The organism is Amycolatopsis sp. Hca4 (assembly GCF_013364075.1).
Taxonomy (GTDB): Bacteria; Actinomycetota; Actinomycetes; order Mycobacteriales; family Pseudonocardiaceae; genus Amycolatopsis.
In genome coordinates this window covers 8,749,773-8,773,154 of sequence record NZ_CP054925.1, presented here as the reverse complement: position 1 = coordinate 8,773,154, position 23,382 = coordinate 8,749,773, and the positions used below count along the sequence as shown (strand labels likewise).

General features: G+C 71.1%; 21 protein-coding genes. 8 read left to right on the top strand and 13 right to left on the bottom strand.

Translation table 11 applies throughout. The annotated features are described in order from the left end of the window. The first annotated feature begins 3 nt into the window (after positions 1–3). Positions 4–645, top strand: coding sequence for a response regulator transcription factor (locus tag HUT10_RS39935; protein ID WP_176178266.1), 642 nt, complete (start codon positions 4–6; stop codon positions 643–645). Between the two features lie 4 nt (positions 646–649). Here HUT10_RS39935 and HUT10_RS39930 read toward each other — a convergent pair whose 3' ends face one another. From HUT10_RS39930 to HUT10_RS39920, 3 genes are all read right to left on the bottom strand, one after another. After that, positions 650–2,047, bottom strand: a complete 1,398-nt coding sequence (locus HUT10_RS39930) for an FAD-binding oxidoreductase (RefSeq protein ID WP_176175921.1) — start codon at positions 2,045–2,047, stop codon at positions 650–652. A gap of 63 nt (positions 2,048–2,110) precedes the next feature. Continuing rightward, positions 2,111–2,776 carry a YdcF family protein gene (locus HUT10_RS39925; RefSeq protein WP_176175920.1) on the bottom strand — a complete coding sequence of 222 codons (666 nt, stop codon included), beginning with the start codon at positions 2,774–2,776 and terminating at the stop codon, positions 2,111–2,113. Continuing rightward, the gene (locus HUT10_RS39920) at positions 2,776–4,572 is read right to left on the bottom strand and encodes a Xaa-Pro dipeptidyl-peptidase (protein ID WP_176175919.1); all 1,797 of its coding nucleotides are present in this window, start codon (positions 4,570–4,572) and stop codon (positions 2,776–2,778) included. Before HUT10_RS39920 ends, HUT10_RS39925 begins: the two co-directional genes overlap by 1 nt. An 84-nt stretch (positions 4,573–4,656) precedes the next feature. Here HUT10_RS39920 and HUT10_RS39915 point away from each other — a divergent pair, with 84 nt between their 5' ends. Together HUT10_RS39915 and HUT10_RS39910 are read left to right on the top strand one after the other, a co-directional pair. Next, positions 4,657–6,210 carry a DUF4139 domain-containing protein gene (locus HUT10_RS39915; protein ID WP_176175918.1) on the top strand — a complete coding sequence of 518 codons (1,554 nt, stop codon included), beginning with the start codon at positions 4,657–4,659 and terminating at the stop codon, positions 6,208–6,210. Positions 6,211–6,218: 8 nt separating this feature from the next. Beyond that, complete coding sequence (locus HUT10_RS39910) at positions 6,219–6,776, top strand: hypothetical protein (RefSeq protein ID WP_176175917.1); 558 nt, start codon at positions 6,219–6,221, stop codon at positions 6,774–6,776. Here the strand turns inward: HUT10_RS39910 and HUT10_RS39905 are convergent. From HUT10_RS39905 to HUT10_RS39895, 3 genes are all read right to left on the bottom strand, one after another. Then, entirely contained in the window at positions 6,773–7,204 is a 432-nt protein-coding gene (locus HUT10_RS39905) for a CBS domain-containing protein (protein WP_176175916.1), read from the bottom strand. The genes HUT10_RS39910 and HUT10_RS39905 overlap by 4 nt on opposite strands. Before the next feature lie 102 nt (positions 7,205–7,306). After that, positions 7,307–7,753, bottom strand: coding sequence for a hypothetical protein (locus tag HUT10_RS39900; RefSeq protein ID WP_176175915.1), 447 nt, complete (start codon positions 7,751–7,753; stop codon positions 7,307–7,309). Further along, a complete protein-coding gene (locus tag HUT10_RS39895; RefSeq protein WP_176175914.1) occupies positions 7,750–9,165 on the bottom strand; it encodes a PLP-dependent aminotransferase family protein in 1,416 nt (471 codons plus the stop codon). The genes HUT10_RS39900 and HUT10_RS39895 overlap by 4 nt, the downstream gene beginning before the upstream one ends. 83 nt (positions 9,166–9,248) lie before the next feature. Here HUT10_RS39895 and HUT10_RS39890 point away from each other — a divergent pair, with 83 nt between their 5' ends. Then, positions 9,249–9,821, top strand: coding sequence for a TIGR03086 family metal-binding protein (locus HUT10_RS39890; protein WP_176175913.1), 573 nt, complete (start codon positions 9,249–9,251; stop codon positions 9,819–9,821). Here HUT10_RS39890 and HUT10_RS39885 read toward each other — a convergent pair. Then, entirely contained in the window at positions 9,814–10,791 is a 978-nt protein-coding gene (locus tag HUT10_RS39885) for a neutral zinc metallopeptidase (RefSeq protein ID WP_176175912.1), read from the bottom strand. The genes HUT10_RS39890 and HUT10_RS39885 overlap by 8 nt on opposite strands. Positions 10,792–10,904: 113 nt before the next feature. On the opposite strand from HUT10_RS39885, the gene HUT10_RS39880 reads away from it, so the two are divergent. Further along, a complete protein-coding gene (locus tag HUT10_RS39880) occupies positions 10,905–12,923 on the top strand; it encodes a prolyl oligopeptidase family protein (protein ID WP_176175911.1) in 2,019 nt (672 codons plus the stop codon). On the opposite strand, the gene HUT10_RS39875 is transcribed toward HUT10_RS39880, so the two are convergent. Continuing rightward, on the bottom strand, positions 12,913–13,227 hold the full coding sequence (locus HUT10_RS39875; protein WP_176175910.1) for a multidrug efflux SMR transporter: 315 nt from the start codon (positions 13,225–13,227) through the stop codon (positions 12,913–12,915). The genes HUT10_RS39880 and HUT10_RS39875 overlap by 11 nt on opposite strands. 65 nt (positions 13,228–13,292) lie before the next feature. On the opposite strand from HUT10_RS39875, the gene HUT10_RS39870 reads away from it, so the two are divergent. Beyond that, a complete protein-coding gene (locus tag HUT10_RS39870) occupies positions 13,293–13,838 on the top strand; it encodes a TetR/AcrR family transcriptional regulator (protein ID WP_176175909.1) in 546 nt (181 codons plus the stop codon). Between the two features lie 121 nt (positions 13,839–13,959). On the opposite strand, the gene HUT10_RS39865 is transcribed toward HUT10_RS39870, so the two are convergent. Beyond that, positions 13,960–14,325 (bottom strand): hypothetical protein, encoded by a 366-nt coding sequence (locus HUT10_RS39865; RefSeq protein WP_254897234.1) that lies wholly within the window; start codon positions 14,323–14,325, stop codon positions 13,960–13,962. A gap of 102 nt (positions 14,326–14,427) precedes the next feature. Beyond that, positions 14,428–14,619 carry a hypothetical protein gene (locus tag HUT10_RS51415; protein WP_254897233.1) on the bottom strand — a complete coding sequence of 64 codons (192 nt, stop codon included), beginning with the start codon at positions 14,617–14,619 and terminating at the stop codon, positions 14,428–14,430. A 45-nt stretch (positions 14,620–14,664) separates the two neighbouring features. Here HUT10_RS51415 and HUT10_RS39860 point away from each other — a divergent pair, with 45 nt between their 5' ends. Further along, complete coding sequence (locus HUT10_RS39860) at positions 14,665–18,123, top strand: hypothetical protein (RefSeq protein ID WP_254897232.1); 3,459 nt, start codon at positions 14,665–14,667, stop codon at positions 18,121–18,123. Positions 18,124–18,187: 64 nt separating this feature from the next. Here the strand turns inward: HUT10_RS39860 and HUT10_RS39855 are convergent, their stop codons facing one another. From HUT10_RS39855 to HUT10_RS39845, 3 genes are all read right to left on the bottom strand, one after another. Next, complete coding sequence (locus HUT10_RS39855; RefSeq protein ID WP_176175907.1) at positions 18,188–21,007, bottom strand: vitamin B12-dependent ribonucleotide reductase; 2,820 nt, start codon at positions 21,005–21,007, stop codon at positions 18,188–18,190. 30 nt (positions 21,008–21,037) lie between these two features. Then, the gene (gene nrdR, locus HUT10_RS39850; protein WP_176175906.1) at positions 21,038–21,532 is read right to left on the bottom strand and encodes a transcriptional regulator NrdR; all 495 of its coding nucleotides are present in this window, start codon (positions 21,530–21,532) and stop codon (positions 21,038–21,040) included. 353 nt (positions 21,533–21,885) lie between these two features. Further along, positions 21,886–22,353, bottom strand: coding sequence for a LysM peptidoglycan-binding domain-containing protein (locus HUT10_RS39845; RefSeq protein WP_176175905.1), 468 nt, complete (start codon positions 22,351–22,353; stop codon positions 21,886–21,888). Between the two features lie 361 nt (positions 22,354–22,714). On the opposite strand from HUT10_RS39845, the gene lexA reads away from it, so the two are divergent. Further along, positions 22,715–23,374: a transcriptional repressor LexA gene (lexA, locus tag HUT10_RS39840; RefSeq protein ID WP_167384977.1), complete on the top strand. Its 660-nt coding sequence runs from the start codon at positions 22,715–22,717 to the stop codon at positions 23,372–23,374. Positions 23,375–23,382: the final 8 nt, after the last annotated feature.

The window sequence follows — 23,382 nt, the reverse complement described above, 5'->3', positions numbered from 1 at the left end:
GGCGTGACGCTGCGCGTCGTGCTGGCCGACGACCAGGCCGTGGTCCGGGAGGGCCTGGTCACCCTGCTCGGGCTGCTGCCCGGAGTCGAGGTGGTCGGTGCCGCGGCCGACGGCCTGGCCGCACTCGACCTGGTCGCCGCCCACCACCCCGACGTCGTGCTGGTGGACCTGCGGATGCCGCGCTGCGACGGCGTCGAGACCACCGAACGCATCCGCGCCGAGCACCCCGGCACCGAGGTCGTCGTGCTCACCACCTACGCCGACGACGAGTCGCTGCTGGCCGCGCTGCGGGCGGGCGCTCGCGGGTTCCTCACCAAGGACGCCGACGCCGAGTCGATCGCCCGGGCGCTGCGCTCGGCCGCCGCCGGGCAATCCACGGTGGACGGCGAGCTGCAGCGGCGGCTCGTCGAAGCCGCCGCCCGCAGCACCCCGGCGCGCGTCAAGGAGGTCGAGGGCCTGACCGCCCGCGAACTCGACGTGCTGCGGCTGATCGCGGCCGGCCTGTCGAACACCGAGATCGCCCGCACCCTGGTGGTCAGCGAGGCGACCGTGAAGACCCACGTGAACCACCTGTTCGCCAAGGCGGGGCTGCGCGACCGCGCGCAGGCGGTCGCGTTCGCCTACCGGGCGGGCATCGCCGGCTGACGCCTCACGGCGCGGGCGGGATGTTCGCGTTGTGGTGGAAGACGTTCCGCGGGTCGTACACCGCCTTGATCCGGGCCAGCCGCGCGTACTTCTCCGGGCCGTAGGACGTCCGGACGCGGTCGGCCTCGTACTCGGCCATGAAGTTGACGTAGCCTCCGGCGTTCGCCGACAGCGGCGCCAGTGCGGCCCAGAACTCCCGCACCCAGGCCCGGTCGGTGGCGAACGGCTCCGGCTCGGCGGAGATCGCGGCGACGTTCCCGGCCAGGCACGTCCGCCGGCTGCCGCCGAACGCCGTGTCGTCGTCGCCGGCCTCGGCGAACGCCCCGCGCAGCGCGAAGATCGGCATGATCGACATCGGCGAGCTCTTCCGCGGCAGAAAGTCCGCGATCACGTCGATGACGTCGTCGGTGAACTCCTCGGCGAAGGCGGCCTTCTCGTAGCCGAGGATGCCCCACGGAGCGGCGCCGTCGATCAGCCGCTGCAGCTCGACGTACGGGATCGGCGAGACGAACTCGAACAGCGGCGCCGGCCCGGAGCGGGCCGCCTCGACCGCTTCGACGTGCTGTTCTTCCCCGTCGAAGCCGGCGATCAGCACGGCGTAGCCCGGGCGGAAGTGGAACGCCTCGGGCACGAACGGCGCGGGCGGGGCGTTGAGCCCGGCGACGAGCACCCCCAGCGCGCCCGGCAGCGCCGGGAGCAGCTCGCGGGCGTGGCGCAGCACGGCCGCGCCGTCGTCGAGACCGTAGAAGAACAGTCCCAGGTGGACGATCGGGCCGACCGGGTGCAGCCGGAATTCGAACTCGGTGACGACGCCGAAGTTGCCACCACCGCCGCGCAGCGCCCAGAACAGGTCGGGGTGCTCTCCGGCCGACGCGCGCAGGATCTCGCCGTCGGCGGTGACGACCTCGGCCGAGAGCAGGTTGTCGCAGGACAGGCCGTGCTTGCCGGTGAGCCAGCCGAACCCGCCGCCGAGGGTGAGGCCGCCGACACCGGTGTGGCTGACCGTGCCGCCCGGCACCGCGAGCGCGTACGCCTGCGTCGCGGCGTCGAGCTGCGCCCAGGTGGTCCCGCCGCCGCAGCGCGCGGTCCGGGCGTCCGGGTCGACCGTGATCGCGTCCAGCGAGCTCAGGTCGAGGCAGAGACCGCCGTCCACGACCGCCGCGCCACCGAAGTTGTGCCCGCCGCCGCGCACCGAGACGTCGAGCCCGGCTTCGCGCGCGTACGCGAGTGCTGTCGCCACGTCCTGGGGCCCGGCGGGCCGCACCACCACCGCGGGACGGCGGTCGATTTCGCCGTTCCAGACCGAGCGGGCGTCGTCGTACCCGGCGTCGCCGTCGGTCAGCACGGCTCCGGACAACTGGGTGCGCAGGCTCTCCAAGATGGGGTCGGCGGTCGAGGTCATGGCGGGTCCTCTCGCAGCGGATAGAACGCCGGTAAGTCGCCTGACCTGCGAAAATCGTTACATTCAGTGATCGTCGGCGCGGAAAGCGACGAGCCGCTGGGTGAACCCGGCGGCGACCAGCCTGCCGAACGCCCGCTCGACGCCGGGCGGGACGCGCTGCGGGATCGCGAAGCCCCGCTCGGCGTACTCGGTGATCCGCTGCGTCTCGCCCACCAGCATGCCGATCACCCGCTCGGCTTCCTCGCAGCCGTCGACGTAGTCCTCCAGCGAAACGCCCTTCGCCGCGCAGACGACGTCGGCTTCGGGCCACAGCCGCTTCGCCGTCGCGTACGCCCGGCGCTGCTGGTAGGGCCGCGACACCAGCGTCACGGTCCGGACCGCGATCCCCCGCTCGGCGAGCAGCCGCCGGGTGAACACGATGTTCTCCCCGGTGTGCCGGGCCTCGGGCTCGACCAGGATCGCCTCGTCCGGCACGCCGAGGTCCAGGGCGATCTCGCGGTAGTGGACCGCCTCGCCGCGTGGGAAGCGCTCCACCGTCGTCGGGGCGTTGGCCCCGGTGAACACCAGCAGCGGGAACCGTCCGGCGTGGAACAGCTCCGCCGCGTGGACGGCCACGCCGGGATCGCGGCTGCCGAGCCCGATCCCGACGTCCGACCGGCGCGGCTGGTGCCGCAGGTCGTGGTAGTCCCACAACGTGCGCACGTCGGCCCGGAGGCCCTCCGGCAGCATCAGCCGAACGCGGCCCGCAGCGCCGGCTTGCCGCCCGTGACCGGCAGCGTGACCGACGTCCTGGTGAGGTCGAGGGCCAGGCCCGCGCCCGGCTTCGGCCGCAGCGTGTAGTCGTGGTCGCTGGAGGCGACCAGGACCTCCAGCCGGTGCCCGGCCGCCAGGATGTAGTCCTTCGGCATCAGGTCGACGCCGATCCGGTAGGTCTGCCCGGGCGTGATCGGCTCGGTGCGGGCCGGGGACGTGCGGTTCTGCGGGTCGGTCCAGCCGCGGGTGATCACGTGGGACGTGCCGTCGGGCGCGCGGTCGAGCAGGATCGCCGTGACGTTCGCCGCCGGCCGGTCGAACGCCAGCGCCAGGTCCGCGTGCGCCGTGCCGGAGAAGCGCACGGCCTGCTTCGCCGCCGGAGTCGCGTACAGCAGGCGGTTGCCGGACGAGGCGAGCCCGGCCAGCTGCTCGATCGTCTTCGACGAGTCGTCGGCGAGGGTCTCGGCGGCCGCCGTGCCCGGCACCGGGTTGCGCGTGTCGATCGTGCCCTTCGACCGGCCGCCCGGCCACGGGTACACGCGGACGTCGGCGGTGCCCGGCGCCGGCCAGTCGGCCTCGTCGACCCACGACTTGTCCTCGCGCTGGATGGTCGCCTTCGGCTCGTTCTGGATGCCGTTGTCGATGCCGTAGAGGTAGTGCGACATCCACTTGTTCAGCGTCGCGAGCCAGACGTCGCGGCGCAGGGAGTACGGGTCCGCGTGCCCGGACTGGTGCAGCCAGATCTTGTGCTCGACGCCGCGCGCCTTGAGCGCTTCGTACCAGGTCGCGACCTGCTCGGTCTTGACGTTCCAGTCGTTGAGGCCGTGCACCGCCAGCACCGACGCACGCACCTTGCCGACGTCGTTGCGGTAGTTCCGGACGTCCCAGAACGGCGTGTAGTCGCCGGTGACGCGGTCCTGGTCGCGGGTCAGCCCGTCGATCACCGGGCGGCAGACCTGCCGGTCGGCGCGGGTGTGGACGTACTCGGCGAGCACGTCGGCGTCCTCACCCTGGTACCCGCCGGCCGCGACGACCGCACCGTCGTGGCGGTAGTACTCGTACCAGCTGGAGATGGCCGCGATCGGCACGATCGTCTCGAGCCCTTCGACGCCGGTGCTCGCGACGGCGTTGGGCAGCGTCCCGTTGTAGGACACGCCCATCATGCCGGTCTTGCCCGTCGTCCAGTCCGCCTTCGCGGCGGCGCCGTTCGCGTCCTTCGCGGAAGTGCGGCCGTTGAGCCAGTCGACGACCGAGCGCGCGCCGATCGTCTCGTTGACGTCGCCGGTGGTCGGGCAGCCGGTCGAGAGGCCGGTGCCGAGCGACTCGCCGTAGACGACGGCGAACCCGCGTGCGGTGAAGTAGTCCTGGTAGCGCCAGGTGATCGGGGTGGCCGGGCCGACGCCGTGCGCGGCGACGCGCGGGCCTTCCGGACCGCGGGCGTACCCGGGCACCGACAGCTCGACGTCGACGTCGTGGTTCGCCACGTCGTTGCCGCCGGCGTAGTACGGGCTGGCCTGGTAGACGACGGGCACCTTCAGGCCCTGCTGCGTCGCGCGCGGGCGCACGACCTGGGCGTGCACGAGGTCGTCGGCGCCGTCGTGGTCGCTGTCGACGGGCGCGGTGACCCAGACGTCTTCGCGGACGACGTCGGCCGGGTCGAACACCGGTTGCGCCTGGCCGCCGGTGAACACCGGGGCCGGAGGCGCGGCTTCGGCGATGCCCGCGGTCAGCGGCAGTGCGAGGACGGCGGCGAGCAGGACTGCGGCTTTCACTCAAACCCCCAAGCCGGGCGAAGCGGACGACTGAAGACACTTCCGGTCCGCCCTCAGGGGTGTCAAGAGACTAACGTCGGAGGCATGCCGACCGTCGAAGCGCCGATCACCGCCGTCACCGTCTACCCGCAGCAGGCGCGGATCACCCGCCGCGGCAAGGCTCCGCTCGACGACGGGCCGCGCCTGACGTTCGCCGGGCTGCCCCCGGCCCTTGACCCCGCCTCGGTGCGCGTCACCGGCACCGGGCCCGCGCTGATCACCGGCGTCGACGTGCGCACCGAATGGCACGCCGAGCCGGCCGGCGCGGAGCTGCAGGCACTCGTCGAGCAGCGGCGGGCCGATCAAGCCACGCTCGACGGCGTCCTCGACGACGAAGCAGCCGAAACGATGAAGGTGGATCTGCTGACTTCGCTCGCGAAGCGCAGCGGCGGCAGCTTCGCGAAGGCCCTCGCCGCGGGCACCGCAGAGCCTTCGCGCGTCGCCGAAGTCACCGACGCGCTGGGCGAGCGGCTCGCTTCGGCGTTGAAGGCGCGACGCGCATTGAGCGAACGGATCGAGCGGCTGCGCGAAGACCTCGCCGCGCTCGACCGCCGGATCGAAGCCCACGGCGCCGGGCCCGGCCGGGACAGCACCTCGGTGGTCGTCGAGCTGGAGATCTCCGACACCACCGCGCAAGCCGAGCTGGAACTGTCCTATGTGGTCCCCGGCGCCAGCTGGGAGCCGGGCTACGACATCCGGGTGCGCGGCACCGACGTCACCGTGGTGTCCTACGGGCTGGTCAGCCAGCACACCGGCGAGGACTGGCCGGAGTGCGAGCTGGCGCTGTCGACGGCCCGGCCCGCCGTGGCGGTGGTGGTCCCGGAACTGCAGCCGTGGTACCTCGACCGCTTCCTGCCGGCGCCGGGCGCGCCCCCCGCGGCGTACGGCGGATCCGGCGGCGGGATCCCGGAAGGCGCGCGACGGCAGTACATGGCCTCGGCGGCTTCCATGGCGCCGAAACTGGCTTCGGTCGAGCAGGGGACGACGGCCGTCACCTACCGCCCGTCGCGGCCGGTCGCGGTGCCGTCCGGCGCGCAGGGCCACCGGACGACGCTGGCGCAGCTGGACCTCACGGCCGACCTCGGGTACGTGACGGCGCCGGTGCTGGCGGAGGAGGCGTACCTGCGTGCCACGGTGGCGAACACGTCGGAGTACGCGCTGCGCCCGGGCCGCGCTTCGGTGTTCCACGACGCGGAGTTCGTCGGAACGACGGTGCTCGAACCATGGGCGCCCGGGGAGGAGCTGGAACTGGCGCTGGGCGTCGACGACCGGATCCGGGTCGAGCGGGAACTGGTGCGCCGCACGGCGTCCAAGGCGACGCTGTCCGGGCAGAAGCGGCGCGAAGCGGAGTACCGGATCTCGGTCGGCAACCACGGGCCGCGGCCCGCCACGGTCACCGTGCTGGACCAGGCGCCGGTCTCCCGCGACGACGCGATCACGGTCCGGGACGTGAAGACCGCACCGGACCCGGTGGAGACGTCGGAGCTGGGCGAGTTCACCTGGCGGCTGACGCTGGCACCCGGGGAGACCAAGGACGTGCGGCTGTCCTACCGCGTCGACGTCGCGAAGGGCGTGGAGCTCTCGGGCTGGCGGGAGTAGGAAACCCGGTGACAGCACAGGAGTCCGACGAAGTCCGGTTCGGCGGCCGGTGGTTCGGGATCACCGCGGTGGCCGGAGCCGGGCTGTTCGACCCGGCGGCGCACGGGATCGAACCGCGGTCCATCCACACGGGCTGCTGGCGCGGTCACGTCGAGCGGTACGAAGTGAGCGCGAAGCGGCTGGTCCTGCGTGAGCTGCGGGCCGGCTCGGCCGACACCCCGCCTCCGCTCGACGGGGTCGCCCCGCGGTGGAGCGACCGGGACCAAGCCTGGCAGTACCGGAAACTGGCCGTCGCCACGGCGTTCACCGGGCGGCTGCTGCTCGGGCGTGGCCGGTGGGCCGAGCGCCCCTCACTCAGCATGGGCTTCCTGCCCGCCTGGGTGTGCACCGAAGTCCGCGAACTGACCTTTCGCGACGGCGCGCTGGTGTCGGCCGAGGACGTTTCCTCCGAACTGGACGCGGTCCGCGCGGTCGCACCGGCCCGCCCGGCCACGGGCGAGCCGGCCGGCGACTGGGTCGACCGCACGTTTTCCCTGAGCTACGAATACAGCTGGCCCGCCCGCTAACCCTGGGCGATGTAGGCCTGCAGCTGTTCCTGGCTCTGCTCCAGCTGTTCCATCCGGTTCTTCACGACGTCCCCGATGGACACGATGCCGGCCAGCCGCCCGTCGGCGAGCACGGGGACGTGGCGGATGCGGCGTTCGGTCATCAGCACCGAGAGCTGGTCCACCGAGTCGTCCGGGGTGCAGCTCGCCACCAGTTTCGTCATGATCTCCGACACCGGGCCGTCGAGCAGGCCAGGGCCGTGTTCGTTGAGGCGCCGGACGACGTCGCGTTCCGAGACGATCCCGGCGATGGAACCGTCCGGTGCGACGACCACCATCGCGCCGACGTTGTGGTCGGCCAGTCCGGCCAGCAGCGTGGTCACCGTCGTCTCCGGGGTGACCGTCGCGACCGCCGACCCCTTCTTGCGCAGCAGATCCGCAATCCGCATGGCGATCCTTCCCGTCGGTGAGCTGGATCACCACAGGTTAGGGCCCGCACGCGCCCCGCGAAAGTCCGGCAAACGGGGCGTCTTCGTGGTATTGGAACCGATTCAGCCGAGCCGTTCGGCCAGTCCGTCGAGGGCCAGCCGGATCCCGGCCGCGTAGTCGTCGTCGGCGAGCGCGTCCAGGCGTGCCCGGGCCAGCTCGAGCTGCGCGCGGGCCGCGGTCAGGTCGCCGAGCTTGCGGTAGTCCTCGCCGAGGTTCAGGTGCAGCGAAGGGTAGAAGCCGCGCACGGCCAGGGACGAGTGGTACTCCTGCGCCCGCGCGTCGGTCAGCGAATCGGCCGCGGCCAGGGCGCGCAGATCCCATTCGAGTTCCTCGGCCGGGTCGTCGCAGACGTCGGCCATGTGGTGCGCCAGCGCGACGCGGTGCAGCGGGTCGCCGTCTTCGCCGATCGAAGACCACAACTCGGCGAAGGTCGCGTACGCGCCCGCGCGGTCGCCGCCGACGTGCTGTCGCAGACCCGCGTCGATCGCCACCATCACGTCGTCGGTCATCCCGCTCCTTCGTCCACCAGTGCCCGCAGCCGGGCCAGCCCCGGCTCGATCCGCTCGGCCGCGACCGCACCGTAACCGAAGACGAGCCCGTGCCGCCGCTCCCCCACCCCGAAGTCCCCCAAGGAGTACAGCCGTACGCCACGGCGGCGGGCGGCGCGAACCAGCCCGCCGCAGTCCGCCTCCGTGACCGCGCTGAGGTGCAGGCCGGCCGTCGACGGCAACGGCGTCAGGAAGTCCGCGAAGTCCCGGGCGAGCGCCGCGGTGAGGAGTTCGTGCCGGGCCCGGTAGACCTTCCGCATCCGCCGGACGTGCCGGGCGAAGCCGCCTTCGGCCAGGAACGCCGCCAGCGCCGCCTGCTCGACGTTCGGCGCGTGCCAGTCGGTGAGGTAGCGGGCCTTGACCAGTGCGGGCACCAGTGACGGCGGCGCGATGAGGAAACCCAGCCGCAGGGACGGCGAAAGCACCTTCGAGAACGAGCCGACGTACACGACCCGGCCACTGGAATCCAGGCTGTGCAACGGTTCCAGCGGCCGTCCGGTGTAGCGGAACTCGGTGTCGTAGTCGTCCTCGACGAGCACCGCGTCGGTGCGCTCGGCCCAGTCCAGCAGCTCGAGCCGCCGGTCCAGCGACATCGACAGCCCCAGCGGGTACTGGTGCGACGGCGTCACGTACACCAGCCGCGTCCCCGCCGGGATGGCGTCGACGACGATCCCCGAAGCGTCCACCGGCACGGGGGCGACGCGGACGCCGCGGGCGCCGAGCACCAGCCGCGGCGGCGGGTAGCCGGGGTCCTCGACGGCGGCGAGGTCGCCGTCGCGCAACAGCACCCGGGCGACGAGGTCGGTCGTCTGCTGGGCGCCTGCGGTGACGACGACCTGCGCCGCGCTCGCCCGGACGTCGCGCGAAACACCTGCGTGCCGGGCGATCTCGGCTCGCAGCGCGGGGTGCCCCTGCGGGTCGCCGTAGGTCATCAGATCGGCCCGGCCGGCCCGCAGCCGCTGCGTGATCAACCGCCGCCAGGTGTCGAACGGGAACAGCGAAAGGTCGGGGACGCCCGGCCGGAAGTCGAACTCCGGCGCCGGGGCGAAGGGCGCGGGCGGCGGCGGGACGGCGTCCCACTCGGGCAGCGGCCGCACGCCCGGGCCGTCCGGAGCCGGCGAAGGGCGCTCCGCGGGCGAAGCGGTCACGAACGTGCCTGCGCCGACGCGCCCGGCGAGAAACCCTTCGGCGGTGAGCCGGTCGTAGGCCGCGCTGACCGTGGTGCGGGAGACCGCCAGCCGCTGCGCGAGCTCGCGGGTCGGCGGCAAGGCCTCGCCGGGCCGGATCTCCCCGGCCAGGATCGCCGCGCGCAGCTGCCGGTAGATCGCGTCGCGGTGGCCGCGCGTGCCGGTCAGGTCGATGTGGATCTCCACCGGCCCGAGTCTAGATTGGCCCACGAAAGTTGGAACGGATTTGGCACTGTCCGTGGTCCGCTGGGCCTCCTAAAGTGCCGGGCATGGATCTCCGCGAACTCGACCGCCGTACCCTGCTCCTCCTCGACAAGCTCGTCGCCGGCGTGACCCCGGCCGACCTCGCGCGGCCCACCCCGTGTGCCGGCTGGACGCTGGCCGACCTGCTCCGCCACCAGGTCGGCGAGAACCACGCCTTCGCGACCGCGGCCCGCGAGGGCTCGGCGCCAGACTGGGACGCCGGCGTCCTCGGCGACGACCCCTACGCCGCGTACCGGGCGTCCGTCGACGACTTCCTCGACGCCTTCGCCGGCGACGCCGTGCTCGAGCGGCAGCTCACCATCAACCACTTCGGCACGTTCCCCGGCGCGATCGCCGCGCACATGCACCTGGTCGACACCCTCGCGCACGGCTGGGACCTGGCCCGCACGCTCGACCTGCCCTACGAGCCGGACGCCGAAGCCGTGTACGTCGCCACGAAGCTGGCCGAGCGGATCCCGGACGAAGGCCGCGAGCGGAACGGCTCGTTCGCCCGCAGCGTCGAGGTGCCGCCGGGCGCGAGCGAGCTCGACCGGTTCCTCGCCCTCCTCGGCCGCGACCCCGCCTGGTCCCTCAGCTGACCTCGGCGACCGGCGCGCTCCACGTGTCGCACGCCTTCGTGGCCTTGCCCTCGTAGCCCGCCTTCGCCCAGGACAGCTGGTGCTCGCGCGAGCCGTGGGTGTCGCTGTCGTTGGCCCGGCCGTAGTCGGCGACCGCGGCGTTCGCCAGCGACCGGGTGATCGAGCCGCTGCCGGCCACGGCGGTCAGGAACAGCGCGCCGAAGCAGTTGGCCTGCAGCTCGATCCGGCGCACGACCTCCTTGTCGGCCGCGCTGTCCTCGTTCGGCGAGGTCATCTTGTCCGCCGCCGCGGAGAGGATGCCGCTTTCGCGCTGCACGTGGTGGCCGTACTCGTGGGCGAGCGTCGCGATGTGCCGGGCCTTGTTGAGGCCGGCGTCGGTGAGCATCCAGTCGGTCGGGGCGTAGATCGTCTTGTCGCCGCCGCAGTAGTAGGCGACGGCCTCGTTCTCCGTCGGCGCCGCACCGCACGAGCTGTGCTCCGGGAGCGTCACCGACACGGTGACGGCCAGCGTCGGCTCGTTCGCCTTCTCCAGCGCCGGGCGCCACGACTGCTCCAGGCAGGCGACGAGGGCTCCGTAGTAGGCCTTGAGCTGCTCGGCCGCCCGGCCGAGGTCGGGCAGGTTGCAGGTGGCCGGCCCGGGACTGATGCCTTCGCCGAGCAGCGGATTGCGGGCCAGCTCGGGCACCGCCTTCGGCGTCTTGCCCGTGCCGTCGTACGCCCGGCCGGTGTCGGCGCCCTCCGCAGCGAACGCGCGGCCGTCCACCCGGCGCGGGATGGTGGCCGCGATCAGGGAGATGGAGACGACGACGATCAGGACGCCGGTGACCGCGCCCCAGAACCGGCTGCGCGGCGGCGCGATCGGGACGGGCGGGGCCGCGGCCCAGCTCGGGGCCCACGGGTTCGGCTCCGGCGCCCACGCGGGTTCCGGCGGCCGGGCCGGAGCCGGCCACGGCGGTTCGGCGTCGTTCACGATCTCCCCCTGCTCTGTGGCACCAGCATACGGACACCCCGGGAGGCAGGGATCACGAAACGAAAACGCCACCCGGTAGCCGCCGGGGCCCGGACCAGGCGAGACTGAACCCCATGAGTGTCGAGGATCTTTATCTGTGGCTGGAAGACGTGACCGGCGAAGACGCGCTCGGCTGGGTGCGCACGCGCAACGACGAGACGCTGGCCGAGCTGACCACCGGCGCCCGGTTCGCCGAACTGCGTGACGAGCTGCGCGAGGTGCTCGACGCCGACGACCGGATCCCGTACGTGCGCCGCCGCGGCGAGTTCCTCTACAACTTCTGGCAGGACGCGAGCCACCCGCGCGGCCTGTGGCGGCGCACGACGCTGGAGTCCTACCGGCAGGCCGAGCCCGAGTGGGAACTGCTGCTCGACGTCGACGCGCTGGCCGAGGCCGAGGGCGAGAACTGGGTCTGGCAGGGCGCGACCGTGCTGCGGCCGGCCTACCGGCGCGGCCTGGTCGAGCTGTCCCGCGGCGGCGCCGACGCCACGGTCGTGCGCGAGTTCGACCTCGACGCGCACGAGTTCGTCGAAGACGGCTTCACCCTCCCGGAGGCGAAGACCCGGATCGGCTGGATCGACGAAGACCGCGTCTACGTCGGCACGGACTTCGGCCCGGGGTCGCTGACCAGCTCCGGGTACCCGCGGCTGGCCAAGGAGTGGCGCCGCGGCACCCCGATCGAAGAAGCCGTCACGGTCTTCGAGGGCAAGCCCGACGACGTCTCGATCGGCGCGTTCCACGACCCGACCGAAGGCTTCGAGCGCGACTTCGTCAGCCGCGCGATCGACTTCTACCGCTCGGAACTGCACCTGAAGACGCCCGGCGGGCTGGTCAAGATCGACGTCCCGGACGACGCGAGCGCGTCCGTGCACCGCGAATGGCTGCTGGTGCGGCCGCGGACGGCGTGGACCACCGGCGGCACCGAACACCCGGCCGGTTCCCTGATCGCCATCGGCTTCGACGCCTTCCTGGCCGGCGACCGGGACTTCACCACGCTGTTCACGCCGGACGAGCACACCTCGCTGAGCTACTGGGCCTGGACGCGCCACCACCTGCTGCTCGGCACGCTGCGGGACGTCCGCACCGAACTGCGCACGCTGACACCCGGCCCCGGCCCCGGCGCCTGGACCGACGAGCCGCTGGCCGGCGGCCCGGAGTTCGGCAGCGCGGACATCTTCGACACCGACCCCGACGTCAGCGACGAGTACCTGATCGACTCCAGCGGCTTCCTCCAGCCGTCGACGCTCAGCTACGGGCACGTCGGCGAAGAGGTCGAAGTGCTGAAGCAGGCTCCGGCGTTCTTCGACGCTTCGGGTATGAGCGTGGCGCAGTACTTCGCGACGTCGGAGGACGGCACGAAGATCCCGTACTTCGTCGTGCGGCCGTCCGGCGCCGAAGGCGGCCCGACGCTGCTGACCGGCTACGGCGGCTTCGAGGTCTCGCTGACGCCGTCCTACAGCGGGATGGTCGGCCGCGGCTGGCTCGCCCGCGGCGGCACGTACGTCGTGGCGAACATCCGCGGCGGCGGCGAGTACGGGCCCGGCTGGCACACCCAGGCCATCAAGGCCGAGCGGCACCGCGTGTACGAGGACTTCGCCGCCGTGGCCGCGGACCTGGTGACGCGGGGGATCACGACGCCGTCGCGGCTGGGGATCCAGGGCGGCAGCAACGGCGGGCTGCTGATGGGCGTGATGCTGACGCGCTACCCGGACCGGTTCGGCGCGATCGTCAGCCAGGTGCCGCTGCTGGACATGCGCCGCTACCACCTGCTGCTGGCCGGCGCGTCCTGGATGGCCGAGTACGGCGACCCGGACGAGGCCGCGGAGTGGGAGTACATCTCCCGCTATTCCCCGTACCAGAACGTCCACAGTGGACGTACGTATCCGCCGTCGCTGTTCGTGACCTCGACCCGCGACGACCGCGTGCACCCCGCCCACGCCCGCAAGATGGTGGCGCGGATGCGTGAGCAGGGGCACGACGTCCGGTATCACGAGAACATCGAAGGCGGCCACGGCGCCGCGGCGGACAACGAGCAGCTGGCGTTCAAGTGGGCGCTGGTGTTCGAGTTCCTGTGGGAGCAGCTCACGAAGTGACCCGCGCGAGCACGACGCCGCCGACGATCAGGGCCAGCGCGGCCACCCGGCCGAGGCTGAGCGGGTCCTTGTTCACGACGACGCCGAGCACGATCGCGCCGACGGCACCGATCCCGGTGAACACCGCGTAGGCGGTGCCCACCGGGACGGTGTCCATCGCCCGCGACAGCAGGTAGACCGCGGCGGCGCCGAGCGCGAAGCACAGGAGCGTCGGCCACGGCCGGGTGAAGTTCTCCGTCGGCTTGATGCTCTGCGACCAGGCGATCTCGACGAGCCCGGCGGCGATCAGCGTGATCCAACCCATGGGGCCTCCTCCCAGTTCCCTCCACTCAACTGGACACAGCGTCCACTTATTCCTAGGGTGGCCCTATGCCCGAACGCGCCGACGCGGCCCGCAACCGCGCGAAGGTCCTCGCGGCGGCCGAGGAGCTGTTCACCACCCGCGGCGCGGCGGAAGTGACGATGGAGGACATCGCGCGAGCGGCCGGCGTCGGCCGCGGGACGCTGTACCGCCGATATCCGGACCGGGCGTCGATCGCCATCGCCCTGCTGGACGAGCACGAGCGCCGGCTGCAGGAGTCGTTGCTCCGCGGCGACCCGCCCCTGGGTCCGGGCGCCCCGCCGGCCGAGCGCCTGGCGGCGTTCTATACGGCGATGGTGCAGCTGCTGGAGCGGCACGCGCCCCTGGTGCTGGGCGCGGAAGTCGGCCATTCCCGCTTCACGACCGGTGCGTACGGGTTCTGGTGGACACACGTCCGCGTCCTGTGTGAAGCGGCCGGCGCGGCGGATCCGGACGTCCTGGCCGACGTGCTGCTGGCCCCGCTGGCGCCCGAGTTGTTCCTGCACCAGGCGTCCCGCGGCGTGCCGCCGGAGCGGATCGCCGCAACCCTGCGGTGGCTGGCCAATCTGCTTTAGAAGAGCCCGCGCGGCCATGCGCGCTTCGGGACGCACGGCGACTTCGAACGTTCGCCGCGAATCCGCGCGAATGCGGTGCAAACGTCGGCGACGAAGACGACCCGCCCGACACCGAGCCGTCTCAACGGGGCTCTGTGATCGGCGGCGACAGCGATGGCGACGCCGAGCCGAGGATCCGCCAAGCGCCGAACACCGCTGCCCTCCTCGATGGGCCGGATCCCTGGAAAGCGATCTTCAGCCGGTGGCAGTGGAACGACACGTGCCGCTGCTCATCGGCGAGGGTGTGCGCCGCGCCCTGCGAGACGAGTGGCTCACCGATGCCGTCCCGCAGGGCGCGGTAATACCGCAGCGCGACGGCCTCCGCGGCGAGGTAGAGGTCGTCGCCGGCGGCCTTCGTGATGAGGTTGGCTCCGTCGCAGGCTTCCCCGACCCAAACCGCTGCACGCTCTCGGCGATGTCGGAGTGGAGCTTCACGCTTCGCGCCCACATCGGGTCTTCGCGTTGTCTGCGACGTTTGCCTCGGTTACTTCGATGATGCCGCGTGGCTGTGGAGCCGGGTGATCGGCTTCCGTGGAGGTCCGGTGAAAGTTCACCTTTCCGAGTAGGCAACAGGAAACCCCTTGAAGCGCTGTTCGGAGCGAGTCACGATCGCCGCATGTTGTTCATCAACTTCCGCGTCGGCGACGGAGCTGACAAGGCGGCATGGCTGGATGCCGAGCTCGGTGCCGTCTTCGGCAAGGACCAGGTCTTCCGGTCGAGCCGGTCCATCGACCTCGGCCACGACTACGAGCCGATCATGTGGGACGCGGTCGACACTTGCTCCGCGATGATCGCCATCATCGGAGAAAGGTGGCTCGCCGATTTCGGCCCTCGGCTGTTCGAGCCGGACGACGTCGTCCGGCAGGAGATCGCCCGAGTGCTCGCGGCCGGCAAGCCGGTCATCCCCGTTCTCGAGCACAGCGGCCGCATGCACCCCGCCGAGAACCTGCCCCCGGATCTCGCCGCACTGGCCAACTGCCAATACATCCGGCTCACCTACCGCGACGCCCACGCCATTCCCGGTCTGATCGACCGGTTGATCGACGCCGCTCCCGAGCTCAGCATCGGCGTCCGGGACGGCGTCAAGGACCTGGCGACGTGGTATCGCGAGCGTACCGAGCTGACCAGTTCCCGGTTGCCCGCCCACCTCGACCTGCTCGGCCGGGACGAGCAGATCGCGCACGTGCAGTCGTGGTTGACCGGGCCGCCGGCGAACTTGGTCATCCGGGGTCGGACGCTCGACGAGGTCGCCGCGTTCGCGGCTGCTGTCCTGGACCAGCACAACCCACGTCACCACGCGGTCAGGGTCACCTCGGCCGCGGGCTGGGAGCGCACCGCCAAGATCCCGCCCTCGTTCCCGGCGGTCGTGGTGAGCGACGACGTCCCGGTGAACGAGTCGCAGGCCGATCGCCACGTGATCATCGCGCGCGACGGGTTCGAGCACGGCACCAGCGGTCTGGTCCTGCCCCCTGTCCCGAGGGACAAAGCCCGCGATTCCTTCCTGGCCGTGGGAGTCCCGCTACACCAAGCCGACGAGCTGGCGGGGCTGGCCCGCCGTAGCTCCCAGGCCTTGATCCGCCGGCTGAGCCCGAACACGCCCCGTCCCCAGTGGGTGCGGCCGCCGGATTCGGCGATCGCCGTTCCCCTTTCCCTCGTCAGCAGGTGGTCGACGGACAACGAAGCCGACCACGCGGTCATCGCCCGGATCACCGGAGAGGATTACTCGCGCGTGGAGCGCTTCGCCACGGTCAGTTCCGTTTCGGCGGACCCGTTTCTCCACCGCAGCGGCTCACGGTGGCAGCTCGTCGACCCCTTCGACGCGTGGTCTCAGCTGATGGCCCAGGTCAGCGACACGGACGTCCGCCGGTTCAAGGAGGTAGCGCTCGACGTCCTGAGCGAAATCGACCCTGTGCTTTCCCTGCCGGACCCCGAGGTCGCGTCCGCGAAGGTCACCGGCGCGGTGAGGTCCTGGTCGGACGATCTCCGGCAGGGAATCGCGCACGGCCTGGCCCGGCTCGGCGAGTCCGGATCCGTCAGGATCGCCGGCCGGTCCGCGGAAGACATCGCCGCCACGGTCGTCCACCAGTTGCTGCAGCAGGCCAACGCCGACCGGACCGGCCTGGCCTGGCGTTCGCTCCGTGACGTCCTCCCTCTGCTCGCCGAGGCCGCTCCCCGGGTCTTCCTCGACGCCGTCACCGCCGGTCTACGCGGATCGGATCCGCTGCTCCGGGTCATGTTCGAGGACGCGAAGGGGCGAACGCTCCACCGGCATTCGGGACACACGTGGCTGCTCTGGGCCATCGAGAAGGTCACCTGGGCGCCGCAGCACAGCTCGGAAGCCGCCCTTCTGCTGGCCCGGCTGGCCGGCATCGACCCCGGCGGGCAGCTGAGCAATCGGCCGGCCCATTCCCTGGTCGCCCTCGTCGCCCCCGCCCCGGACAGCCCGCTGCCGATCGAGCGCCGGGTCGCCGTCATCGATCAGATCCGCACCAAGTACCCCGATATCGGATGGCGGTTGGTGAGCGACCTCACCGAAAGGCGCTTCTTGCTCATGCCGCTGGCCCGACCGAGCGTCCGGCACGACTGGCTCGGTCCCGCCCCCACGTCCTCGGACTCGATCAAGACGTACTGGGAAGCCATCTTCACCGCCGTGCTGGCTGACCTGAGCAGCGTTCCCGACCGGTGGGTGACCTGGCTCCCGCGGCTGACCAGCCTGACTTCCGCCCGTCAGGACGCGCTCCTCACGGCTCTCGAAGGCACGGATTTCACCGGCGCTGAACCGAAGACCGTGCTTGCGCTCTGGCGCCAGGGCACGGAACTCGTGAATTCCGAGCGGCGCGGTTCCCCGATGCCGCGCTTTCTTCCCGCGGAGGTGGTCGATCGCTTGTCCTCGTTCTTGACCACCATCGAACCGGTCACCGATCCGACCCGGCACGCGTGGCTGTTCACCTGGCACCCGGACATCCCCGACGTCGAGCTGACCGATGTCGACGCTCACACCGCTGCGGTCGGAGTGCTTCGTCGTGAGGTGGTCACCCAAGAGCTGTCGCAGCACGGTGTCGACGGCCTGGCTCGTCTGGCGGAGGCAAGCGACGTCGGCCAGACTGTCGGCTGGACGCTCGCCGAGGTGGCCGAAGACGCCGTCCGGGACGAGATGATCGCCCGGCTCACCCTACCGCTGGGGGAAGGCTGGATCCGCGGCCGAGCCAAAGCGGCCGGCCGCGACTGGGCGGTCGAGCTGTCCGCCGGTCTTCCCGAGGATCCCGCTCGCCGGACAGCCTTTCTTCTGGCCCTGCCCGTCGACTGGGCCGTCGAGCTGCTGGCTCATGAGGATGCTGCTGTCCGCGACCGGTTCTGGACCCTGACCGCGGCCCTCAACCTTCCGGCCGAGCATCCGGAGGCGTACCTCGCCGAAGTTCTCGGTCACCAGCGCGCGGCAGAGGTCGTCGAAGCCATGTCGGTTGCGCTGCACGGCGGCGGTAAGGGCTGGCAGCCACCCGTCGAACTCGTCGAGGCGGCCTTCGACGGTTTGCTGAACACCTCCGCACAGATAACCTCGCACACCGTGTACGCGATCGGCAGTCTGTTGGATCACCTGCACTTGTCCGGCCACGACCTGGGCAAGGTGGCACAGTGGGAGATCGCGTTCGCTCCCCTGTTCCACGACCGTGCACCCCGGGCGTTGCTGAAGCTGATCGCCAACGACCCGGCCGCCTTCGTCGAGTTGCACCGATTCCGTTACCTGCCCAACGAGAAGCTCAACCCGAAGGCCTACGGGTTCTGGTGGACCGGAGAACATTTGCGGTGCGTGCCCGGGCAAGACGGTGACAAGGTGGACCGGACCCGGTTGCTCGACTGGGTGCGCAAGGCGCGTGAACTTCTCGATGCCATCGGCATGCTACGCACGGGCGACGAAGCCATCGGCACGCTGTTGGCGGCGGGGCCGCCCGGCGTCGACGGCAGCTGGCCCACCGAGGCCGTTCGCGACGTCCTCGATCTCGAAGACGGTCATGACCTTCGGACCGGATTCGCCCGGGGAATCGGCAACAACGTCGGTTTCACGACACGCGGGATCTACGAAGGCGGTGATCAAGAACGAGCGTCCGCAGAGACCTACGAGACCTGGGCCGACGAAATCGAGGCCGGCTGGCCGCTCGCCGCCGGCGCACTCCGCGATTACGCCGCGTTCCTGCGCGGGCAGGCCAAGCACTGGGACGCCGAGGCCGCGGACGACCACGACGAATAGCGGAAGGTCTCTGCGGGCGTGTTTTCGGCTGAGCCGGGTTGCCCCGGCTCAGCCGAAAAACTTCTCAGCTACAACCCGAAGTCGCGCCGCAGCCTTCGCAGGCGTAGCACGAGCCTGCCGGGCGCATCTTCGTTCCGCATGTCATGCACAGCGGGGCGTCCGCGGCCTTGCCGAGGCGGAGCTCCATCAGCTCCGTTGTCGTCTGGGCTTCGCGGTGCGGGTGCTGCGGTTCCTCCGCGTGGGGCTCCGGTGAGGCGTCCACTGTGGACTGCAGGGCCTCCAGGTCCACACCCGGGTTGCCGTACGCCGCCTCGACTTCGGCCGAGCGCTCGTCTGCCGAGAGGATGCCCAGCTGGGAACGCTTTTCGTACGGCAGGTAGTCCAGGGCCAGCCTGCGGAACAGGTAGTCCATCACGCTCGTCGCGATCCGGATGTCCGGGTCGTCCGTCATGCCCGCCGGCTCGAAGCGGAGGTTGGAGAACTTCGAGACGTAGAACTCGAGCGGGATGCCGTGCTGGAGGCCGACCGAAATGGACATCGAGAACGCGTCCATCACGCCCGCCAGGGTCGAGCCCTGCTTGCCGAGCTTGACGAAGATCTCGCCGAGGCCGTCGTCCGGGTACGAGCCCGCCGTCAGGTAGCCCTCCGCGCCGCCGACCGTGAACGACACCGTCTGGCTCGGGCGCTTCTTCGGCAGGCGCTTGCGGACCGGGCGGTACTCGACGACCTTCTCCGGCTCGGCGGCGGCGGTCTCCGAAGTCTTCTTCGCCGTCGACAGCGGCTGGCCGACCTTGCAGTTGTCGCGGTAGATCGCGAGGGCCTTGAGGCCGAGCTTCCAGCCCTGGAAGTAGATCTCCTCGACCTCTTCGACCGTCGCCGACTCCGGCATGTTGACCGTCTTGGAGATCGCACCCGACAGGAACGGCTGCACCGCGGCCATCATCCGGACGTGCCCCATCGGCGCGATCGAGCGCTCGCCGACCGCGCAGTCGAACACCTCGTAGTGCTCGGGACGCAGCCCCGGCGCGTCGACGACGTGGCCGTGCTGCGCCACGTACTCCACGATCGCCTCGACCTGCTCGGCCGGGTAGCCCAGCGCCTCCAGCGCGCGCGGCACCGTCTGGTTGACGATCTGCATCGAGCCGCCGCCGACCAGCTTCTTGAACTTGACCAGCGAGAAGTCCGGCTCGATGCCGGTCGTGTCGCAGTCCATCATGAAGCCGATGGTGCCGGTGGGCGCGAGCACCGACGCCTGCGCGTTGCGCCAGCCGTGCTTCACGCCGATCTCGATGCCCTTCTGCCACTCCTCCGTCGCCAGCGCGCGGACCGCGGCGTCGTTCGAGTGGTAGGTGCGGACGAGCTCGTTCGCCGCCGCGTGCTTGCGCATCACGCGCTGGTGCGCTTCGGCGTTGCGCGCGTAACCCTCGTACGCGCCGACGACCTGGGCCATCTCCGCGGAACGCCGGTACGACACGCCGGTCATCAGCGAGGTGATCGCCGCCGCGAGCGCGCGGCCGCCTTCGGAGTCGTACGCGTGGCCGAGCGCCATCAGCAGCGCGCCCAGGTTGGCGTAGCCGATGCCGAGCTGGCGGAACTTCCGCGTGGTGTCGGCGATCGGCTCGGTCGGGAAGTCCGCGAAGCAGATCGAGACGTCCATCGCCGTGATGACGAACTCGACGGCACGGGCGAACAGCGGCGCGTCGAAGGTGCCCTCGGGGGTGACGAACTTCAGCAGGTTCAGCGACGCGAGGTTGCAGCTCGAGTTGTCCAGGTGCATGTACTCGCTGCACGGGTTGGACGCGGTGATCCGGCCCGACTCCGGGCAGGTGTGCCAGTCGTTGATCGTGCCGTCGTACTGGATGCCGGGGTCGGCGCACTCCCACGCGGCCTGGGCCATCGTGCGGAAGAGCTTCTTGGCGTCGGTGCGGTCGATGACCTCGCCGGTGAGCCGGGCGCGCAGGCCGAAGTCGGTGCCGTTCTCGACCGCGTGCATGAACTCGTCGGACACGCGGACCGAGTTGTTCGCGTTCTGGTACTGCACCGAGGAGATGTCCGCGCCGGAGAGGTCCATGTCGAACCCGGCGTCGCGGAGGACCTTGATCTTCTCCTCTTCGCGCGCCTTGGTCTGGATGAACTCCTCGATGTCCGGGTGGTCGACGTCGAGCACGACCATCTTCGCCGCGCGCCGGGTGGCGCCGCCGGACTTGATGGTGCCCGCGGACGCGTCGGCGCCGCGCATGAACGAGACCGGGCCGGACGCGGTGCCGCCGGAGGTCAGCAGCTCCTTCGAGGAGCGGATGCGGGAGAGGTTGAGGCCGGCGCCGGAGCCGCCCTTGAAGATCAGGCCCTCTTCGCGGTACCAGTTGAGGATCGACTCCATGGTGTCGTCGACGGCGAGGATGAAGCAGGCGCTGACCTGCTGCTTCGACGAGGTGCCGACGTTGAACCAGACCGGCGAGTTGAAGCTGAAGACCTGATGCAGCAGCATCCAGGTGAGTTCGTGCTCGAAGATCTCGAGGTCCTGCGGCGTGGCGAAGTAGCCGAAGTCGCGGGCGGCCTTGACGTAGGTGTGCACGACCCGGTCGATCAGCTGCTTGAGGCTGCGCTCGCGCTGCGGGCTGCCCACGGCGCCGCGGAAGTACTTGCTGGTGACGATGTTCGTGGCGTTGACCGACCAGAAATCGGGGAACTCGACGCCGCGCTGTTCGAAGTTGACCGAGCCGTCACGCCAGTTGGTCATGACGACGTCCCGCTGCTCCCAGGTGACCTGGTCGTACGGGTGCTGCCCTTCGGTCGTGAAGACGCGCTGCACGCTCAGCCCGCCGGCGGCCTTGCTCTTCTTGCCGGTGGCCGCGCGGGCCCCCGTTCCCACGGTTTCCGTCATCGGTTGAACCCTCTCCCGCAGCGGGACGGCTCAGTCGCCGTCTTCGCGCTGATCGCTGTCCTCCTGGGCAGCAGCACCCGCCATGGCCTCACGGAGGTCGGCGATCTCCTTCTCGAAGTCCTCGACCGACGAGAAGGAGCGGTAGACACTGGCGAACCGGAGGTAGGCGACCCCGTCGAGCTCACGCAGCGGGCCCAGGATGGCCAGGCCGACCTCGTGACTCGGGATCTCCGCCAGCCCGGCGGAGCGGATCGACTCCTCCACGCGCTGCGCGAGCTGCTGCAGCGCGTCGTCGTCGACCGGCCTGCCCTGGCAGGCGCGGCGGACGCCGCTCACCACCTTGTCCCGGCTGAACTGTTCGGTGACCCCGGACCGCTTGACGACGGCGAGCACCATCGTCTCCGACGTCGTGAACCGCCGTCCGCACGACGCGCACGAGCGCCGCCTGCGGATCGCCTGGCCTTCATCCACCTCTCGGGAGTCGACGACCCGAGAGTCCGCATGCCGGCAGAACGGGCACCTCATCCGCCAGTCACCTTCCCCTCCGCGCCGGCCGCCCTCGGTCGACATCCGACGGCCACCACGCACCCCTGCACCTGGTGATCGTTTTGTGGACATCCGGTGGGTAAAAGCCGACCAGCTGTGGACAACTGCTGCCCAGTCTACCCCAACCTGTGGACCAACTACAGCGGTGTAACTACTACATATAGCGGGCGAGCGTAGAACTCGGAGGGGGTGTGCGCAAGCCGGACCGCCCTGCTCCACCTCGCGTGGGTGAGCTGCGGACGAGCCTGTCCGCGACGACCTGGCGTTCACCGGTCCGGCCTAATGCGAAGTTCGCCGAAGCGGGTGATCTTCAGCCGGTCGATCCGCGGCCGTCAGGGCGCCGGAACGTCGCCGGCGACCGGGACCGTCAGCGGCAACCCCGGCACCAGCACCGCGCCGTCCAGCCGGTTCAGCTCCTCGATCCGGGCGACGACGGCACCCGGGTCGCTGTCCGGCGCGAACCGCGCCGCGATCGACGAGAGCGTGTCGCCCTGGCCCACGGACACCGTCGCCGTCCGCACCGGGACCGGGGCCTCCGCCGCCCCGCCGCCGGACAACCCCAGTGCGGTGACCACGAGGCAGCTGCCCACCGCGAGCGCGACCAGCCACGGCCACCGCACCCCCACCCGCCGGGGCGCCGCGCACGGCGAGCCCGCCGGGCGGCGGCCCGCCACGACCCGCGCGCGGGTCGGCGGGCGGTGCACCTCGCCGCGGCGTCCGCGCAGGACGCGGACCGGCCGGAGGGGCGCCGGGACCGGGGTCGCCGGGCGCGCGTGTCCGCGTTCGGCCAGAATGGACATCCGAACCTCCTCGAAACCCTGGTGTCCGCCCGATTCGCGGACCGGACGCGGCCCGTGGATCAAGGTCGAACAGGCGTTCTATCGAACGCCCGTGCGAAGGTCTACCACCTGCCACCGACAAAATCGAGCGGACACGGCGTGTCGATCGAACAGATGTTTGAAATCGTCGTGCCCGGGGGCTAACGTCGGTGACCAGGGCATCTGCCGGGCAGATGCCGCCGGCGAGCGTGCCCGCAACCCCGCGGGCGGCGGCCGGCGCGCAGATACGTGCAGCGAACGTCTGGGAGGCGACGCAGTGGCGAAGGAGAACAAAGCGGGCAGGACCAGTGGGTCCCCCGGCGACTCGGGCAAGGTGCACGCCATGCCCGAGGTGTACGACGTTGACGAGACGCTCACCGTCCGCCAGCAGCAGGTGCTCGACGTGATCCGCACGTGGGTGAGCCGGTTCGGCTACCCGCCGAGCGTCCGCGAAATCGGCGAAGCGGTCGGGCTGACGTCGACGTCGTCGGTCTCGCACCAGCTGCGCGCGCTGCAGCGCAAGGGCTACCTGCGCCGGGACGCGAACCGGCCGCGCGCGGTCGGCGTGCTCGCGGCGACCGACGACAACCCCATGGGCATCGAGATGGACCAGCAGCCGGTGATGCCGAAGGCGGCGTACGTGCCGCTGGTCGGCCGGATCGCCGCCGGTGGCCCGGTGCTGGCCGAGCAGGCCATCGAGGACGTCTTCCCGCTGCCGCGGGAGATCGTCGGCGAGGGCGAGCTGTTCCTGCTGAAGGTCACCGGTGACTCGATGGTCGACGCGGCCATCACCGACGGCGACTGGGTCGTGGTCCGGCAGCAGCCGGACGCGGACAACGGCGAGATCGTCGCGGCGATGATCGACGGCGAGGCCACGGTCAAGACGTTCAAGCGCAAGGGCGGCCACATCTGGCTGATGCCGCACAACGAGGCGTACGAGCCGATCCCCGGTGACGACGCCACGGTGCTCGGCAAGGTCGTCGCCGTGCTAAGGCGGTTGTGAGGGCGTGA

Bases quoted from the DNA above. Each gene is read 5' to 3' on its own strand.
- nrdR (WP_176175906.1), bottom strand. From the start codon at position 21,532: ATGAGGTGCCCGTTCTGCCGGCATGCGGACTCTCGGGTCGTCGACTCC.
- HUT10_RS39930 (WP_176175921.1), bottom strand. From the start codon at position 2,047: ATGACCTCGACCGCCGACCCCATCTTGGAGAGCCTGCGCACCCAGTTG.
- HUT10_RS39890 (WP_176175913.1), top strand. From the start codon at position 9,249: ATGGATCTCCGCGAACTCGACCGCCGTACCCTGCTCCTCCTCGACAAG.
- HUT10_RS39925 (WP_176175920.1), bottom strand. From the start codon at position 2,776: ATGCTGCCGGAGGGCCTCCGGGCCGACGTGCGCACGTTGTGGGACTAC.
- HUT10_RS39875 (WP_176175910.1), bottom strand. From the start codon at position 13,227: ATGGGTTGGATCACGCTGATCGCCGCCGGGCTCGTCGAGATCGCCTGG.
- lexA (WP_167384977.1), top strand. From the start codon at position 22,715: ATGCCCGAGGTGTACGACGTTGACGAGACGCTCACCGTCCGCCAGCAG.
- HUT10_RS39905 (WP_176175916.1), bottom strand. From the start codon at position 7,204: ATGCGGATTGCGGATCTGCTGCGCAAGAAGGGGTCGGCGGTCGCGACG.
- HUT10_RS39845 (WP_176175905.1), bottom strand. From the start codon at position 22,353: ATGTCCATTCTGGCCGAACGCGGACACGCGCGCCCGGCGACCCCGGTC.
- HUT10_RS39855 (WP_176175907.1), bottom strand. From the start codon at position 21,007: ATGACGGAAACCGTGGGAACGGGGGCCCGCGCGGCCACCGGCAAGAAG.
- HUT10_RS39880 (WP_176175911.1), top strand. From the start codon at position 10,905: ATGAGTGTCGAGGATCTTTATCTGTGGCTGGAAGACGTGACCGGCGAA.
- HUT10_RS39900 (WP_176175915.1), bottom strand. From the start codon at position 7,753: ATGACCGACGACGTGATGGTGGCGATCGACGCGGGTCTGCGACAGCAC.
- HUT10_RS39860 (WP_254897232.1), top strand. From the start codon at position 14,665: ATGATCGCCATCATCGGAGAAAGGTGGCTCGCCGATTTCGGCCCTCGG.
- HUT10_RS39915 (WP_176175918.1), top strand. From the start codon at position 4,657: ATGCCGACCGTCGAAGCGCCGATCACCGCCGTCACCGTCTACCCGCAG.
- HUT10_RS39870 (WP_176175909.1), top strand. From the start codon at position 13,293: ATGCCCGAACGCGCCGACGCGGCCCGCAACCGCGCGAAGGTCCTCGCG.